13 protein-coding genes and 1 pseudogene are annotated in these 15,610 nt (G+C 30.2%); 5 read left to right on the top strand and 9 right to left on the bottom strand.

The features are described from left to right. The first annotated feature begins 14 nt into the window (after positions 1–14). Positions 15–1,691 (top strand): SMC family protein, encoded by a 1,677-nt coding sequence (locus M3627_RS16135; RefSeq protein WP_251556569.1) that lies wholly within the window; start codon positions 15–17, stop codon positions 1,689–1,691. Between the two features lie 455 nt (positions 1,692–2,146). On the opposite strand, the pseudogene M3627_RS16130 reads toward M3627_RS16135, so the two are convergent. Further along, a pseudogene (locus tag M3627_RS16130) lies at positions 2,147–2,724 on the bottom strand (transposase); the annotation flags it as partial. Positions 2,725–3,394: 670 nt separating this feature from the next. Between M3627_RS16130 and M3627_RS16125 the strand changes: the two are divergent. The 3 genes from M3627_RS16125 to M3627_RS16115 all read left to right on the top strand — a co-directional run bounded on the left by M3627_RS16125 (position 3,395) and on the right by M3627_RS16115 (position 6,309). Next, a complete protein-coding gene (locus M3627_RS16125) occupies positions 3,395–5,062 on the top strand; it encodes an SNIPE associated domain-containing protein (protein WP_251556568.1) in 1,668 nt (555 codons plus the stop codon). A 145-nt stretch (positions 5,063–5,207) separates the two neighbouring features. Then, on the top strand, positions 5,208–5,405 hold the full coding sequence (locus M3627_RS16120; protein ID WP_251556567.1) for a hypothetical protein: 198 nt from the start codon (positions 5,208–5,210) through the stop codon (positions 5,403–5,405). 604 nt (positions 5,406–6,009) lie between these two features. Further along, positions 6,010–6,309 carry a hypothetical protein gene (locus tag M3627_RS16115; protein WP_251556566.1) on the top strand — a complete coding sequence of 100 codons (300 nt, stop codon included), beginning with the start codon at positions 6,010–6,012 and terminating at the stop codon, positions 6,307–6,309. A gap of 122 nt (positions 6,310–6,431) precedes the next feature. Here M3627_RS16115 and M3627_RS16110 read toward each other — a convergent pair whose 3' ends face one another. The 4 genes from M3627_RS16110 to M3627_RS16095 form a co-directional block, all read right to left on the bottom strand. Further along, on the bottom strand, positions 6,432–6,638 hold the full coding sequence (locus M3627_RS16110) for a hypothetical protein (protein WP_102782466.1): 207 nt from the start codon (positions 6,636–6,638) through the stop codon (positions 6,432–6,434). 822 nt (positions 6,639–7,460) lie between these two features. Beyond that, positions 7,461–7,601 carry a hypothetical protein gene (locus M3627_RS16105; protein ID WP_251556564.1) on the bottom strand — a complete coding sequence of 47 codons (141 nt, stop codon included), beginning with the start codon at positions 7,599–7,601 and terminating at the stop codon, positions 7,461–7,463. A 17-nt stretch (positions 7,602–7,618) separates the two neighbouring features. After that, positions 7,619–8,269, bottom strand: a complete 651-nt coding sequence (locus M3627_RS16100; RefSeq protein WP_251556562.1) for a MerR family transcriptional regulator — start codon at positions 8,267–8,269, stop codon at positions 7,619–7,621. 100 nt (positions 8,270–8,369) lie between these two features. Then, the gene (locus M3627_RS16095) at positions 8,370–8,897 is read right to left on the bottom strand and encodes a hypothetical protein (protein ID WP_251556560.1); all 528 of its coding nucleotides are present in this window, start codon (positions 8,895–8,897) and stop codon (positions 8,370–8,372) included. Positions 8,898–9,053: 156 nt separating this feature from the next. Between M3627_RS16095 and M3627_RS16090 the strand changes: the two genes are divergently transcribed. Beyond that, positions 9,054–9,287, top strand: a complete 234-nt coding sequence (locus M3627_RS16090; protein ID WP_251556558.1) for a helix-turn-helix domain-containing protein — start codon at positions 9,054–9,056, stop codon at positions 9,285–9,287. Between the two features lie 365 nt (positions 9,288–9,652). Here the strand turns inward: M3627_RS16090 and M3627_RS16085 are convergent, their stop codons facing one another. The 4 genes from M3627_RS16085 to M3627_RS16070 are packed head-to-tail and all read right to left on the bottom strand — an operon-like array spanning position 9,653 to position 15,570. After that, entirely contained in the window at positions 9,653–10,174 is a 522-nt protein-coding gene (locus tag M3627_RS16085; protein ID WP_251556556.1) for a hypothetical protein, read from the bottom strand. After that, entirely contained in the window at positions 10,162–12,036 is a 1,875-nt protein-coding gene (locus M3627_RS16080; protein ID WP_251556555.1) for a tyrosine-type recombinase/integrase, read from the bottom strand. The genes M3627_RS16085 and M3627_RS16080 overlap by 13 nt, the downstream gene beginning before the upstream one ends. Then, positions 12,033–14,222, bottom strand: coding sequence for a site-specific integrase (locus M3627_RS16075; protein WP_251556554.1), 2,190 nt, complete (start codon positions 14,220–14,222; stop codon positions 12,033–12,035). The genes M3627_RS16080 and M3627_RS16075 overlap by 4 nt, the downstream gene beginning before the upstream one ends. Before the next feature lie 13 nt (positions 14,223–14,235). Continuing rightward, positions 14,236–15,570, bottom strand: coding sequence for a tyrosine-type recombinase/integrase (locus tag M3627_RS16070; protein ID WP_251556553.1), 1,335 nt, complete (start codon positions 15,568–15,570; stop codon positions 14,236–14,238). Between the last annotated feature and the right edge of the window lie 40 nt (positions 15,571–15,610).

Raw genomic sequence — 15,610 nt, 5'->3', positions numbered from 1 at the left:
GGAAGAGACAAATAATGAATCGATTTATTATACAAAAATTAATAGTAATAAGCGAAAAAGAAAAAAAATCTAGAGAGATAGATTTTAAAACAGGAATGAATATAATAATTGGAAAGAATAAAACAGGTAAATCTTCTATAATAAAAAGTATTTTCTATACATTAGGTTGTGAAGTGAAAATGGAGCCCTCATGGAAAAATAATATTGATTGGTTTTTATTGGAGTTTAAATATGGGGATAGGAAATTTGAAATAATAAGACATGGAAAACGATTTTTAATAGTTGAATTAGAATCTATTTTAATAGATACCAGTAGTTTTCACGAATTTTGCGATTATCTAACTATAGAAATCTTCAATATTGACATTCCTTTCATTACTAACGATTTAAAACCTGTCAATGTAACTACCCCAATTCTATGGAGGTTTCAATATATAGATCAAGATAAAGGATGGAATAAAATAGCTGAAAGTTTTACAAACATGGGGTACATAAGAAATTGGAAAGAGTTTAGTAATAAATTTGTCATAGGTTTTCAGGGTGAGGAATATTATAGATTAAAAAAAGAAATAAACTTATCTAAAATAATAATTGAGGATTTAAAGGCAAAATTAAAACATTATCATGAAATGTTAGAACATATTAATCTTACTATCTCAGTCACCCATAATTCTTCTAAAAATATAAGTGAGAACTTGGATATAATGAAAAGTATAGTTTCAGAATTAGAGAGTTTAGAAAGAAATAAAGCTTCATTAACTGAGAGATTATCTGAAGCAAAAAATTTACATTATGAAAGAAATTTGGCTTTAAAGATGCTTAAAAAAACAATAGGTGAATTAGAGGATGATCATAAATTTGCACAGAATGAAGATGAATATATAATTTGTCCATTTTGTGGTACCAATCATGATAATACAATAATAGAACGCACAGAGATTATTAAGGATATTCAAACAGGTAATGAACTAGTCAAGGAGTATCGGAAAGAAGTGGCTGAAATAAGAAATGAAATTGATAACTTGACTGGTGAATTATCGCAGACAAATAAAGACTTACGAAATAAGAAAATTATTTTAGAAAAAGAAAAGCAAGGTATTTCAATTGCAAATACGTACAAAATTGAAGGGAAAAAAGAATTTATTAAAATTAGTCAAGATGAACAAAGCATAATTAAAGCTAGTATTAATAAAGAATTAGGCGAAATAGAATTAAAAACAGAGGATTTAAAGACTTTTGAGTCGAGAAAGAGAGCAAATGAGGTAAGAGAGGAATTCAAGATAATATATACTAGAATCCTAGATAAATTAAATGTTCCACAATCATTTTTAAAGTTAAGAGATTTCGTTCAAGTTCTTGATAATACAGGAAGTGAATTACCTAGACTTATTTATGCATATCATATTGCACTATATTTATATAATCTTGAAAAAAATAGAGGAGTTTTCAATTGGTTAGTAGTTGATACCCCAAATCAGCAAGGACAAGATGATGAAAATTTAATACATATTGATAAGATAATGTCGGAACTAACAAATACAAGTGGACAATTTATCATAGGTACGGAAAGAGAAACAGGTTTTGAGAATAAAGCTAGAAATGTGATTCAGTTGACTGACTATAAACAGACACTTAAACCGGAGTATTATCAAGTACACAAAGACTATATTGAACAGGTTTTGAAGCATTAATTTTTGTGCTATAAAATTTTAAATGTAGAATAGTCTTATAGAAGAGGATTGTTATTTTTTTTTTTTTGGCAAATCTGGTCAATACTCTATACTAAGGTCCTTTAGCTGCTGAGACTGTTATTTTTTGCTTACTTAATTATTTTATTTAAGATGGAACAATAATTCACAACGCCTTCTTTCTATAGAAAAAGTAGTTAGTAAATTCTAATATGAAAATTTTAGCCCCTCTTTTGAACAAGCATGATCAAAAGAGGGCTATTTTTCATATATATTTAGGGCTTTTTGTAAGGGGAAAAATTATTTTTCGGAGGACGAATATTCAACTAAACCAGCTAATAGGATGTCAATATTTTTCTATAATATTACTATTAATCTTATGTTATATTATTTTGTGCATGAAATAGCCCTCCAAAAACCTTCTGGAAGGTTTTATCTTAATTACTTGTAACCATTAATTACGCTATATCTTGGAAAGTTTCTTTGCTATTTAATAGAGCATAAATCCAATGAAGCAGTTTGTTATTGCAGGCTTACCTTCTGATTTTTTCTTATCATAGAATTCTTTCAGTTATTTGTTTCTTGAACTTCTGATACCGCATAATACGGCAAGATACAAAGCATGGCGTAATCTACTAGAACCTCGTTTAGTAATACGATTGGTTATAGCAGTAAACTTACCTGTTGAATGAACACTTGGATCTACTCCTGCAAAGGCAACTAGTTTTTTGGGGTGATTAAACCGCTCGATTTCCCAATCTCAGAGATTATCGTGGCAGCGATCTTTTCTCCGTTTGCCAAGGTTACTATACGAAATTTCCAACTCCGAAAGGTGTCCTTGTTACTGAAAAAGCATTTCAATATACATTTGAAGATTGATCAAGTGATTGTGATACACCACTTTTTGAAATGGATTTCGATAGGCAGAATCCATTAGTTTTTTTGCCTTATCCAATGCCCATAGACTATAACGCCTTGGACAAAACTCCATTACACACTCCGCTAGCTTACTTTCTTCAGCTGCTATTACATCTTCGTACTCGCCCCCTTATTTAACTTGTCTAGTTAGTTTAAGTGTAACATTTCACAAACAAAACCACCTCACGAAAAATCAACCTAAGCCCTTGTGTAGTGCAAAATGAAAGTACATAGTATTGCAATCAAACTTGGCGTTATAACTTTACATGGTGTGGTGGGCATGATAGCCTTTGCCGGCAGAGCCAGCCCTTGATATAGCTGGATTCATGGCTTGGTACTCATGCCTGCAGAGGCTCCATGTCAAGTTGCAACATTGTGTACTTGCAATTGCAATCTTATGTATTATGATTTTGCAAGATACAGCCCTTAACATAGCCAAAAGTAATAGGCTCAGCCGACAGTAATTATAACTTGTTGTTTCAGACTTAAAATTTTTAAAAGCTGGTTTAAAATACTTTAAGGGCTCTGTTTGCGTTACCTTACCCTGTTTTTGTTATACTTCAAAAAACCAAAATGAGCTTGGAGATACATTTTCTAGCTCATTTTTTATGTGCATTTTTAAATCCAACTTTATCTTCAACATAGCCTTATATTTGGTTATTGAATAGATTTCGTCAACTTGCAGCTAATAGACATACATTAGGAAATCATTTACACTTAGGTGTATCTAAACTACCTAGTTGTTCTAATTAATTAGAACAATAATACTGTAACCAAGGAGGGTTTACATGTTTGTAAGCAAAAAAAAATATAAAGAAGCTTTATTAAAAATCAGTAGTTTGGAACAAATTATATCTGGAAATGAAGATATTTTAAAAATAAAAGCTGATAAATTATCGAAATTAACAAAAGAACATGATTTATTAATAGACAATCATAATGATATAAAACTAGAGCTTGAAGGTATGATTAAATCTGAAATAAACAGTAGAAATTCTGAGATTGTTTCTTTGAGTATAAAAATTAAGGCACTAGAAGCTGAAATACAAGATAAAACTAATTATCTATCCCAATTAGGTAGTGACATAAGAAAATTAGAAGAAGAGAATTTTCTTGTTCGAGATATTAATAGCGGATTACAAAGTGAACACAATAAAATAATGCTTGAAGTTGAAAAGATGAGTAAAGAGAAGTACGAGATGGCTACAATTATAGAACGACAATTACTTCAGGATTTAACAGAAAAAATTGAACTTCAGAAAGAAGAGTTCGCCCAAGGTAGTCTTAAGTTAGAGGAGTTAGAAAAGAAATTAAGAAACAAAGATGTTGTACTTCAAGAGTATATTAAAGTAAAAAAATCTCTAATTCTAGCTAGAGAAGAAAAAAAGTTACAAGAAGTAGCTTTTTATAAAAATATTTTTTCTTTTAATACTACTGAGCAATATAAAACTCAACTGTCTCTAAACAATCAACATCAAAAAGAGATGATTAAAAGTAAAAATGCAGTCCATGAAGGTACAACCTGGACTGTAAATGGTAGTGCTCGAGAAGGTAGGAAAATGGCTAATTTGAATATTAAGTCTATGATCCGTTCTTATAACACAGAATGTGATAATGCGATTTCCTCATTAAAACATTTTAACTTTGAAAGTATTGAAAATAGATTAAATAAGTGTTTTATTGATATAAATAAACTGAACCGAACGAATGAATTATCTATAAATAAAGAATTTCATCAACTAAAGTTAGAAGAATTAAAGCTGATTCATGAGTTAAAGATATTTGAACAAAATGAAAAAGAAAAATTAAGAGCATTAAGGGAAGAAGAACGTGAAAGAAAGAAAGTTGAACAAGAGATTAAAGATAAATTGCTGGAATTGAGCACACGTGAAAAAGAAATTGAAAGAGATTTAAATCGTGTAAATAGAGAGTTTGCACAGTCTAAAGGAGAAAATGAATTACTGCTAAATAAAATTAAAGAATTAGAAGACTCTTTATCTTTAGTGCATAAAAAGCGTGAAGAAGTAAACCAAAGACACTTAATAGGGAAATCTGGATATGTTTATATTATCTCAAATATTGGTACGCTAGGAGAAAATGTATATAAGATTGGTATGACTCGAAGATTAGAGCCTCTTGAACGAATTAAAGAACTCAGCGGGGCTTCTGTACCATTTGAATACGATGTTCATGCTATGATTTTAACTGATGATGCCCCTAGGTTGGAGAATCATCTACATACTGTATTTACCTCTAATCGCGTGAATTTGATTAATAATCGGAAAGAATTTTTTAGTGTGAATTTGGAGGAGATTAAACGAGAAGTATTTTCGGTAATAGGAAAGGATGTTGTTTTTCTAGATTCTCCTCTAGCAACACATTATTACCAAACCTTAGCTCTTAAAAATGCATTAGATATAACAGAAAAAGAAGATATTATTTTCTTGTTTAATTGATAATATTAAAGATATTCTTTTGAAGAAGTGATCAACTACAAAAACAACAAGAATATATAGCCACTAAATTGGATGAGCGAGATCGTAGGTTGCTGGAAGCTACCAGATTTAATCAAGAGGGTAAAAACAAATTGCAACGGCAGAATTGGAAAATGAAAGAAAAAATGGTATCAGTTCTGGAGAAGAAAGTAACTGGGGGGAGCAAGTGGACAAAAAGCAAAGTAGTAAATTACAATGGCCGGTTATGTATAGACAAACGAAGTTTCCCGTGGAATCTAAAATGGTTAAGAAAAATAAAGAATTCTTGAAGATGATAGATAAATGGAAAGCGAAGTTTGGATGACATAAAATAACGAACAAGCTTCGTAAAGCATAGTAATATGAGACACCAAAACACGCTCTAAGCGTGTTTTTTATTAGCTATGTAAAACGGTAAAGGTTGATAGAAATACACATAAAAAACGAGCTAGGATGTTTTCTCCTGGCTCATTTACTTGGATACTGGTTTTTTACTAAAGCTACCCGAGCTAAAATTTTGTACTTTTCCTTTGATGATTGCAGATGAATTGAGCCACTTGTGTGGAGTTTTGAGCCAGGCTTTGCGAAGAAAAGAGCCAGCGTTTGCGGACTGGAAAGCCACTATAATAGAATATCCTCTTGTATGGAACGAAAGCCGTTTTCAACTCCATATTTGGCTTTGAAATAAAGTTTGATCATTTTGAATACAGATCTATTATTTATAATAATGTTTGATAAAAATATGCGATATTTAAAACAGAGTCGTGAAGCTTTTCCCCTTTGGATTTTTATCTAAGAAGGGATTTCATTGTAAAAGGACTTACTTGATTAAGTGTTACAGTGTAAAATGAGTTTATAAAAAAAATAGTGATAACAGAATTTTGTGATTCTTTTCACTTAAACTAACGTAAGCAGGTTAGTTTAATAAGGTGAAAAACAGGTACATTAACACCATTGATGGAATTGAGGTAATAATTTTGTGGGAAGCAGTTATAGTTGGATTATTTGGGATTGGCTTCTTTGTTTTAGGTTTTAGACACAACAAGAAAATCCATAAAGAAGAGGGCACAGGCACTGGGATAAATGAATCATTAATACTTTCATTCATTGTTGAAGGGTTATTTTGGATATTTGATAAACTTCCATACTGGGTCGCTAAAACTTTATATTTTATATTATCTATTGTTTTATTTGTTTGGAGTTATATTTTATTTAGAGAATCATATTAAATTAACGGGTGCTTTACTTCAAGAAGGAGTAAAGCCTTTTTTCTTATTGAACTAAAGGGGCAGTTTAGTTGAAGAAGAAAAGGGTTTTTTGTGTCGCACATGAACCATAATGAGCAACAACTCTATTTTCTTGCATCTTCATATCTAGCATCTTTATTTCTAAATAGAAGCCAAGTAAAAAAAATATTTAATGAAACCATGATGATGTCATGCCCAATTTGCCCACCGTCAATTGTATGTAAATTATTCATTATGGCAATTGGGATTACAAGCAATAATAAAATGGACAAAGCAATCCAATGTAAATTAATCCATATTTTTCTAAACATATTTCCACTCCTTATAAGAACACTTACCAATTTTAATTGAGTGTTTATAATATGTAAAGAATGTGTCATAGTTCGTAGATAATGTGTAATAAATGAGAAGGTGCTTCTTCAACTAACGAGTGCTTTAGTTAAAGATTCGCTTTCCGAAATAATCAATCTTTTTTATAGAAACCAAACTTAAATCTTCTGGATAAGGACCCATTTTGAACAATCATTTGTCAAAATGGGTCCCTATTTTGTGCTTTCCTAACCAGTGGCTCTCTATCCCGCACTTACTGGCTCTATTGTCCGCAATACTCATCCTTTTTTCCAAACAAAAAAAGCAACGAAAAAATGAAGCTCTGCTACTATAAGACCGATAAACAACTGCATTGTTTCATCTTCTTTTATTCTCACTAACCTGCCCCTTCGTATTATAAGGTCAGCCAGAGAAATCTGGTTGACTATTTTTTATATGGTTTTATTATAACAGTAGCCAGGGTAGAACGTACCTGCCCGTGGGGCTTGACCCCGTCAACTAAACCGTTCACCCCCTCCTTGTAGAAACATGATTGAGGCTGGTTGGGACTGAGATCTCGTATAACAAGCGAAGCTGTGACACTGCATGGAGGATTAGGGGCAACTGGCAAAGCTAAAGGATTAGGAGGAGATTGATAATGAATCCAGTCGTTGGTCTGATACCATATTATAAGATGGTATGTTGTGTTTTTTAGAGAACAGAAAGAATAAATTTAATGAGGTTTATTTCTTGTTTAGTGATTTTCATTTTCCTGATATGAAAAGTTTTTTATTTATGTAATAGAAAAAATTTAAGTACAAAGTTTAATCTACATTTAAATTTTCAAACCTTTTTCTCAAATAGGACCAAACTTCAGCATCAGTTTCTTCTTCAGGCGACGTATCCACTTTTAATCCCAATGTATTCTCAAACACTCCATCATATTTTTTTTCGTAAATAGCCATCTGTTCAATTAAAAATGTCACTTCATTAGTATTAAATTGATTTCTTCCTTTTTTTCTTGTCCAGTTTCCCAATCATTTATGATTAGAGAAATGGGATATAGTTTTCCCGTTCTAGCCCTCCAGAGTGTATTTGCACTAATTTGAGCTTGTCCATTTTTCTCCGTTCTTTCCACGCCTATAAATCTTCCTTCTTTAATCCAATTATTAATAGTTGTAATAGAAACGCCAAAATAACATGCTAGTTGACGTATTGTATAAAAGGGAGCAAATACTATTGAATCTGACTCTGATCTTTGTGTTTTCTCCTCTGTAATGTAAAATGCTGCAACTGTTAATAATTCCTCTAAATCATTAAGAAGAGTTTGTACCAATTCACTTCTGTCAACTTTAATAACATTATCAATATGATAGGTAGAAAAACGCCATTTTTCTACATTCTCTGTGTAAGAACTTAAAAAATAATCAGAAGGTAAGCTTAACGAGGCAGATATTTTACAAATTAGTTTTTCATAATTCATAGGATTAGTGGTATCTCCTTGTATTATTTGATTCAGTTCTAAAGGGGAAATTCCAACTTTTTTAGAAAATGATGTTTTCGTGTAACCTTTTAAACTTATAAAGAGTATTAAATTTTCCGCAATAATATTACGATATTCAAAGAATTGCATTTGTTACACCTTCTTCCAATTAATATTGTCTAATATTAAACACGAAACTTGGTTCCATATAAACTAGGATAATAAATAACGGATAGACATTTTTAAATGACTATCCGTTATTTTTATGGGAGTTCTCCTTTAATTCCTTTACTTTTATATACATCTCTAAGTAATACTCATCTTCCATTAATTCGCTGATTAATTCTAATTTACCTAAATCAGCGTTTATTTTTCTAGCATTAGTTTCTTGTTCATCAAACAATGTATCAATAAAATTTAAAGCGATTTTTTTAAATTTTTTGTCTAAAAAATCTTTTTCTATCTTTATGTATTTATAGTCGTCATATTCACTATTTAATTCATCTTTAGATTTAATTTCTAAGCGATTCTCTAAAATTTTCTTTAGGTAATAATAAAATGAACTAGAATTGGTACATTGTTTAATTGAAGTGATGACGCAAGCACTGAATTCGGATGTATCGAATTGGTAAAGAGAATGATAATATGCATACAAATCTACAACATCTTCCAGTAAATCCTTTGAAAGTATCACTTTAATCGATGTACTTGTTTTAAAATATTCTTTTAATTGGCTTGGTAATGCAGATGTTTCAATTGTATCTTCTATTTCCGTCATTTTTCACTTTCACTCTCCGAAAAAGGTTGTATGTGTAGATAAAATTCATGATTTATAAATTATATCACAGAAAGTGAACTTTTGCAGACTATAGTCCGTGGACTGTCCGTCACATCTCTTTGAATATTAATAAAAAAGAGATTGGTGATTAAGAATATGAAAACAGAAGAGGCATTTGCTATCGTATTGAAGACATTTAGAGTTAAACGATTGCTAACTCAAGAAAAATTAGCACATAATTGCGAGTTAGACAGAACTTATATAAGTTTGTTAGAGAGAGGAATGAGGAAACCAACTTTAGCAACTATTTTTGTTTTGGCTGAAGCATTAAATGTTAGACCTAGCGAATTAATACGTGAAACCGAAAAAATAATGGGATTAACGGACTGAAACCCGATTCACAATATTGCACAACAAATGAAGAAATCTGGATTTTATTACATAGAAAACTCTTGTGATTAACTTCCCGCAAACATCTGAAAACACATATTGTTAAAGTGAAATAAGTCTCTTGTGTCGATATAAAGGGAAAGCAGCGGTATTTTATGTGACCATATCATCTATCTATATATTTGAATGGTTTGTTTAAAAATCATACATTAGTAGTCAAATAGAAAAAGCCAGCAAAGCTAGGATCTTAAGGGTTCTTTTATGTTTGAAAAATTTACTGAATTGTTGGGGTAAGAATTATCCAATTTATACAAGAGTAACCCCCTAATGAAAAAGAGGGGTTACAAGCTGAAATGTGCAGTTTCTTATTTTTTCTGATTAAACACCGCCACAGAGACGGTTTTTTCTTTTGTTCTCTTGTCTTGTTTCAAGTTATTGTATCTTTGATGTAATTCTATGTTCTCTTTTTTTAATAACTTTAATTCGTTTTCAACTAAAGCTAGTTTTCTCCTCGTTAATTCTAATTGAACATCTCGTTCAGTCATTTTTTTTATCATTTTTTCGAGAACTGAGATTTGTTCTAATAGTTTATCATTTTTCTTGCCGGGATCAAATTGATTATAACTATTAATTCTAATTTCAATGTAACTCTTTAATAGCTCATTATTATAAATAGTTTGACGAGCAATATTTGAATCACTTGCTATATTATTTATGGATAAACGGTTATTTTTAATATTATTTTGTATATCTTCTTGGATAGAGAACTTCTCACTTATTACTTGCTCTACTTTTTTTAAATGTTCAAGTATCTTAGGTTCAATTAAGTCAAATTTAATGCCCATCTTTTCTATGGTAACATTTATGGTATCAATTAAGTTAACCATGCATTAACCTCCTCATATATCGTTTGATAGTTATCAATAAAAAAAGAAACCTGTGGATACTTTTCTTTAATCTCAGCTTCACCTTTAGTTTCGATTTCTTTTTTTAACTCAAAAAGTTCAGGAAGTAAATATTTTTCGGCAATCCATTTTAATTTATTTACTTCCTTAACAGCTGCCTTATTAAATCCCTTTTCTTGATTATATTTAATAGTTTTCAATAAATTTGTATATTTTTGATAGTTAATATCAATCATATAAAATGAATGGAAAAGATTGTTGCACATACCGAATGCACAGAATAAATCATCGGTTTTATCACTTTTTCCGCATTCTCTAATTGGACCACTTTTAATGCATATCCCGCCGACTTTAGCTCTTATAGGAATTTCTTTAGTTAATTCACTAATTATTGTATCTAAATTGGTGGAGACGTTTAATGTAGACTTGTCAATGTATTCATTGATCCGCAGCATGAGCGTTTCCTTACCTTCACCCATGATTTCAGTTTCTCCGGTTACAAGCATTTTCATTACAGATTCAGCGTATTCTTTTTCCTGGGCTAAATCTTGCTCCTGTCTAAGATAACTATAAGTGATTTCCTTTTTTAAATGATTCATATGTTTTTGAACGTAAAAAATTGAAACGCCCTGATTTATTAACTCGTTGCATAACTTCACCCTAAATTGATGTGTACGAGGAATACTTATTGTATCTATAGGTTTATAATCTTTTAGATATATATAAGATAATTCTTTACGGTCCATTATGGTTCCTATATCTCTATGATGTAGAGTAGGATACTTTTCGTTTACATTGATACAACCTATTTCTTTCCCATGTTTTAAACATATTTGGACTAACATTCGTGATAGTGTATTTTCAGTAACGGGTAGTGTTTTAGTATTTAGAGGTACAAATAGTAAATCACTGTTAATTTCTTCTCTTCTTTTCGCATAGATATTTTCTAAAGTGTAATATGCCCTACAAGCTAAATCTGTCATGACAGTACTAACCTCTTTATAGTTACCATTTCCTTTTACACCTTTTGTTGTCTTATATCGTAAGTGATAAGCAGTTTTCGTACCATTTAAGATTTTTAGGGTTTCTAAACTATTTATTGGAATATCACAAATCTCACCATTTCTTAATCCAGTCTGAGATAGAATAATTATCATTGAAGAAATGCCACGATCATTAATTTGGGCACTTTCATTATCCATAACTTTAGTTAAACAAGATATTAAATTATTAAAATAATCATCTGGGATGGTATCCCATTTATTAGATTCTCTGTGTGCTTGAATAGCTTGACTATCCACTTTAGAAAGAAATTTACTAATTTCATCCCAATCAAATTTCTTGCAGTTATTTGAATAAAATTGAAAAAAATCATTAATAGCAGTTTTATATCTATGATACGTAGTAGGTGCTAAGTGAGTTTTGGTATCAAAATACTTCGTAATTGTTTGAAAACTTACATATTCAAGTGAATAAATATAATTTGAAATTAGATAATCCAAAAAATCTTTTATATTCCCAAGTGAACTGTAGATTGTTTGAATCTTGTCTTTATCCTCCCAAAGTTTAACCAGAGTAAAAAATTTTATGGGTTCTTTATAAGCAACATCTACTTTTGTAAAATCATAAGTAGATTTCCTCTTAGGAACCCGTTTAAGTGTAACTGAGTTAAAGTCCCATACATCGTTTGAAAAATAAATGTCACCAGACACAATCGGTAATTTATCGATTCTTTTTACATATTCGAAAATCTTATTTGTAGTTACACCTTGTAACACCGATTCATCGTATTCATCTGGAAATAACCACGCTATACCATGAAGTTCTTTTAAAGTTTCATTCATCCTGTTGACTCCTTTAACTCTAACAACTTCCCTAAATAAGCAAGATAAAGACGTTTTATGGTTACTAAACGGTCTTTCTCGGAAGGCAGTTTAGTTGATTTAATTTCATTTTCAATACTTTGAATTTTTTCCTCATAAAAGGGTATTCTATCGATGGTGGCTATAAACCCCGAGCACATTAAACAGTCTAAATTATCATTTTTTTTGATACAAGATTCATAAGGACAATATCCACATTGGTCATTTACAAGGTCTTCGTTTTTATGATTGGTTTCCCCGATAATATTTCCTTTGATAGTAGGATTTCCAATTACGACCATATGAGTCGCTTCGAGGTAATCTTTAATTTTTATAGACACATAGTGGTTAGTGGTAGTGCTAATTTGTTTATGAATAGTTAAAGCCCTAATTTCCATGTCAGACATGTTATTTTTGATGGCATGTTCTATGGCTTTAGTCATATAGGTATCCCTTAAGTTTTCTGCTGTGTAACCTTCGATACCTAATTCCAAACAAATTCGCTTTAGGTAGTCAGAAAACGATCTGATAGTAACTACCTTAAAATTGAAAGACGAAGTATTGTGAATGAAAATGTGTTCTTTAATAGCATTATCTTTGCATTCATCTCTTACGTCTTGAGTGAATTTTATTGCCGTTTCTATATATCTTCGAGTATAGGGAGTAATCGGGACTTTTACTTCCTTTCCTTTTGAAACCTTTGTATTAGATTCTAAGTAATAATCCTTTTTTACACCCTTTTTTAAGCAATTCACTTTTAGATTAATAATATGAGAAATTCTAAATTCCGTAGCGATAGCAATATGGAAAATAATATAGTAAAGAGTATTCAAATAATTATCATGTGCATTTTCCTTAAATTTTGCTTCGATTTTTATTAAATTTTCATCGGAAATATCTTTAGTGGAGCTTGTAACTTCTTTGGACTTAATGACAAAATACTTAAATACAGTTGGTTCAACCTTATACAGATTGTTCTCTTGAAGATAAGCAAGAAAGTATCTGACAGCCGAAATATGAAGGGGACTTTTGTTATTTGTTTTAATGAATTGTACATACGAGAATGCTTCTTCTACAGTTATATTATCAATAACATTTGTAGTTGACGTCATTCTTCTAATGCTAAGTTCATTACGTAAATTAAAAATGAAATTTATGAATCTAATACAAATATGTGCATAGTCAATCCTTGCAGTTATAACTACATTAGAATTCCAAAACCAATCTTTAAGACCATTTTTTAAATCTTCAATTTCTATAAGAGAGAAATCAATGGGTTTATATGAAAAACTATTTATTTTGGTCGTTTTCTTTTCAGCACCGTTCGGCATTACTAACCATTTATCAAATTTGGGAATAGGATCGAAAGGATTTAAAGGGATAGGGATAAACCCCATTTCGTAATTTTTGTTAAAACTTACTGCTCGGAGCATATTCCCATCAATACCTTCTCTCCAATGTAAAATGTTCTTACCATCGGGATGATTTAATTGTTTTAAATAGAATTTTTTAAGCAAAGTTAGGGAATGAGTGCTATTTTCATTTTCTTTATAAAAATAGTATTGTTGTTTAAACGTTTCAGAATTAAAATCAGTTATTTTAGTAATTAATTTGCCGTTTAGACTTGTTTGGAATTTACCGTAAAATTGATATTTAAGTCTGCTACCTGTAATATTTTGAATAGCAAAATCTTTTAACAAGTTAGTAAGATATAGATTAGAACTATCATTTTTATAACATAAAGTTCTGTCTTTAATGCCTGCATTTTTACTTTTAGAATCTCCTTTTATAACAATAAGGTTATATGGGAGAAGTGAATTAGAAAAAAGCCAGTACAACTCTTTACCTAATATTAAAAAAACTTCTTTAAAAGTTTCAACGGTTTCTAAATAATTTCCGTAGTAGCAATCATTTTTTATAAATTCCGTGATTAGTCTACAAGCACCGTCTTTTGTTTTTTCATCTATGCTTTTATTAAACAACTCTTGAAAAAACTCCCACGTAATAGAATAAATATCTAAATCCAGTGGTAAAAGGTCTACAACTTTACTTGCATCTTGAATGTTAAAATTGTGAAATGTTCCTTTTGCCTTTTTTAAAAATATATCTACTATCTCTCGTATCTTTTCATCTTTAAAAATAAAATTATATGTTTTACTCGTTGACATTGTTTTTCCTCCCTCAAATCTTAAGTTCCGGAATAACGTCATAAATAGAATTAACTAAATCAGTTCTTTTTTCAATAATCTCTTCATCAGTTGGTCGATAGTAATGTTTTACGGAATTAATATTACGATGTCGTAAAAGCATCTTTAAGGTATGTGCATCAACTTTTTTATATTTAACCATGAACATAGCATAACCATGTCTAAATCTATGACTTAAATTAGTTTCTCGTTGTTCTTTATCAACATTTAATCCAGCTTTTTTGAAAATTTCCCGTAAAGTCTTACCCCACAAGTTTCCACTCAGAGGTTTTCCTATACTATTAATGAAAATATAGAAATTATCATTACTAACGTTTTCAACTGAATCAGCAAATGTAAATCGTGCATAGTTACTTTGAAATGTGTTACTGTCATTCAGATGGAATTCGTTTACGTAATCATTGATCTTTTTTAATAAATTTTCACTTAGATAAACAATTTGATAACCTATGTCTTTAGTTCTGTAAGCTTTTACTTTATATTGTTGTTTATTCTTAATATTCATACATCCTTTCGCTAATTGATCAGGCGAATCTGACCAACGATTACGCAGATATAAATAATTACCCTTTTCATTCACAACAATATCTTCATTTGTTAGTCCCAGTAATTCTCCAAGACGTAAGCCATTTTCAAACATTAATCGTACAATACATTCTTCCCGTATAGAATATTCATTTCTAATTACAGTAAGAATTTCTTTCAAGTCCGCAATACTTATATATCTTGGTGTACTTATTTCAGTTTTGTAATCTGTAAGACTTGTATCATATTGAAATATTTTCATAGGTGTATCCGATTCGTCATTATATATAAGTTTATAATTTTTGCTTTTTTGGAGGAGAGGTGATTCTTTGTAACCTAAATATGAAATGAAACTTCTATACAAAGTAGTATAAGTTTTGACAGTGGAATGACTCCGTGAAGTGGCTAAGTTCAATTGATATAAAGTTCCTTCTTTTGATACTCCTTGAAGAAATGAATATAAATTTTTTATGTCGTTTTTTGAAAGAGACTCAAGTTTTAAACTATATAGTTCTAAAAAGCAATATAAGAATTTTAACGCTGTTAAGGCTGTATACCGATGATTAGGAGAAGCGTCTTGAAGCTCAAAGTTTAAATAATCAAATGTTTCGGGTATGGGATTCATTTCTGTATCGTAAAGAAAGACATATTCAATACCGTTATATTGTAATTTTGCATTTCGAAAATGTACTATTTCTTTTGAAGATATCTCCCCTTCTTCGGAAAAAAATGATTTTTCATAATAAATGCCATCATGACAATTTCTTTCAGTTATTAAATACATAATGTCCTCCTTGTAGAATATTCTGAAAATAACATAACAT

The organism is Psychrobacillus sp. MER TA 171, assembly GCF_023713305.1.
Taxonomy (GTDB): Bacteria; Bacillota; Bacilli; order Bacillales_A; family Planococcaceae; genus Psychrobacillus.
Note: the sequence above shows the minus strand (reverse complement) of the source record. Positions and strands in the feature narration are given on the sequence as shown.

What these genes read in the sequence shown, in the direction of transcription:
- M3627_RS16125 (WP_251556568.1), top strand. Translation starts at nt 3,395, where the DNA reads ATGTTTGTAAGCAAAAAAAAATATAAAGAAGCTTTATTAAAAATCAGT.
- M3627_RS16090 (WP_251556558.1), top strand. Translation starts at nt 9,054, where the DNA reads ATGAAAACAGAAGAGGCATTTGCTATCGTATTGAAGACATTTAGAGTT.
- M3627_RS16085 (WP_251556556.1), bottom strand. Translation starts at nt 10,174, where the DNA reads ATGGTTAACTTAATTGATACCATAAATGTTACCATAGAAAAGATGGGC.
- M3627_RS16135 (WP_251556569.1), top strand. Translation starts at nt 15, where the DNA reads ATGAATCGATTTATTATACAAAAATTAATAGTAATAAGCGAAAAAGAA.
- M3627_RS16080 (WP_251556555.1), bottom strand. Translation starts at nt 12,036, where the DNA reads ATGAATGAAACTTTAAAAGAACTTCATGGTATAGCGTGGTTATTTCCA.
- M3627_RS16075 (WP_251556554.1), bottom strand. Translation starts at nt 14,222, where the DNA reads ATGTCAACGAGTAAAACATATAATTTTATTTTTAAAGATGAAAAGATA.
- M3627_RS16110 (WP_102782466.1), bottom strand. Translation starts at nt 6,638, where the DNA reads ATGTTTAGAAAAATATGGATTAATTTACATTGGATTGCTTTGTCCATT.
- M3627_RS16100 (WP_251556562.1), bottom strand. Translation starts at nt 8,269, where the DNA reads ATGCAATTCTTTGAATATCGTAATATTATTGCGGAAAATTTAATACTC.
- M3627_RS16070 (WP_251556553.1), bottom strand. Translation starts at nt 15,570, where the DNA reads ATGTATTTAATAACTGAAAGAAATTGTCATGATGGCATTTATTATGAA.
- M3627_RS16095 (WP_251556560.1), bottom strand. Translation starts at nt 8,897, where the DNA reads ATGACGGAAATAGAAGATACAATTGAAACATCTGCATTACCAAGCCAA.
- M3627_RS16105 (WP_251556564.1), bottom strand. Translation starts at nt 7,601, where the DNA reads ATGGCTATTTACGAAAAAAAATATGATGGAGTGTTTGAGAATACATTG.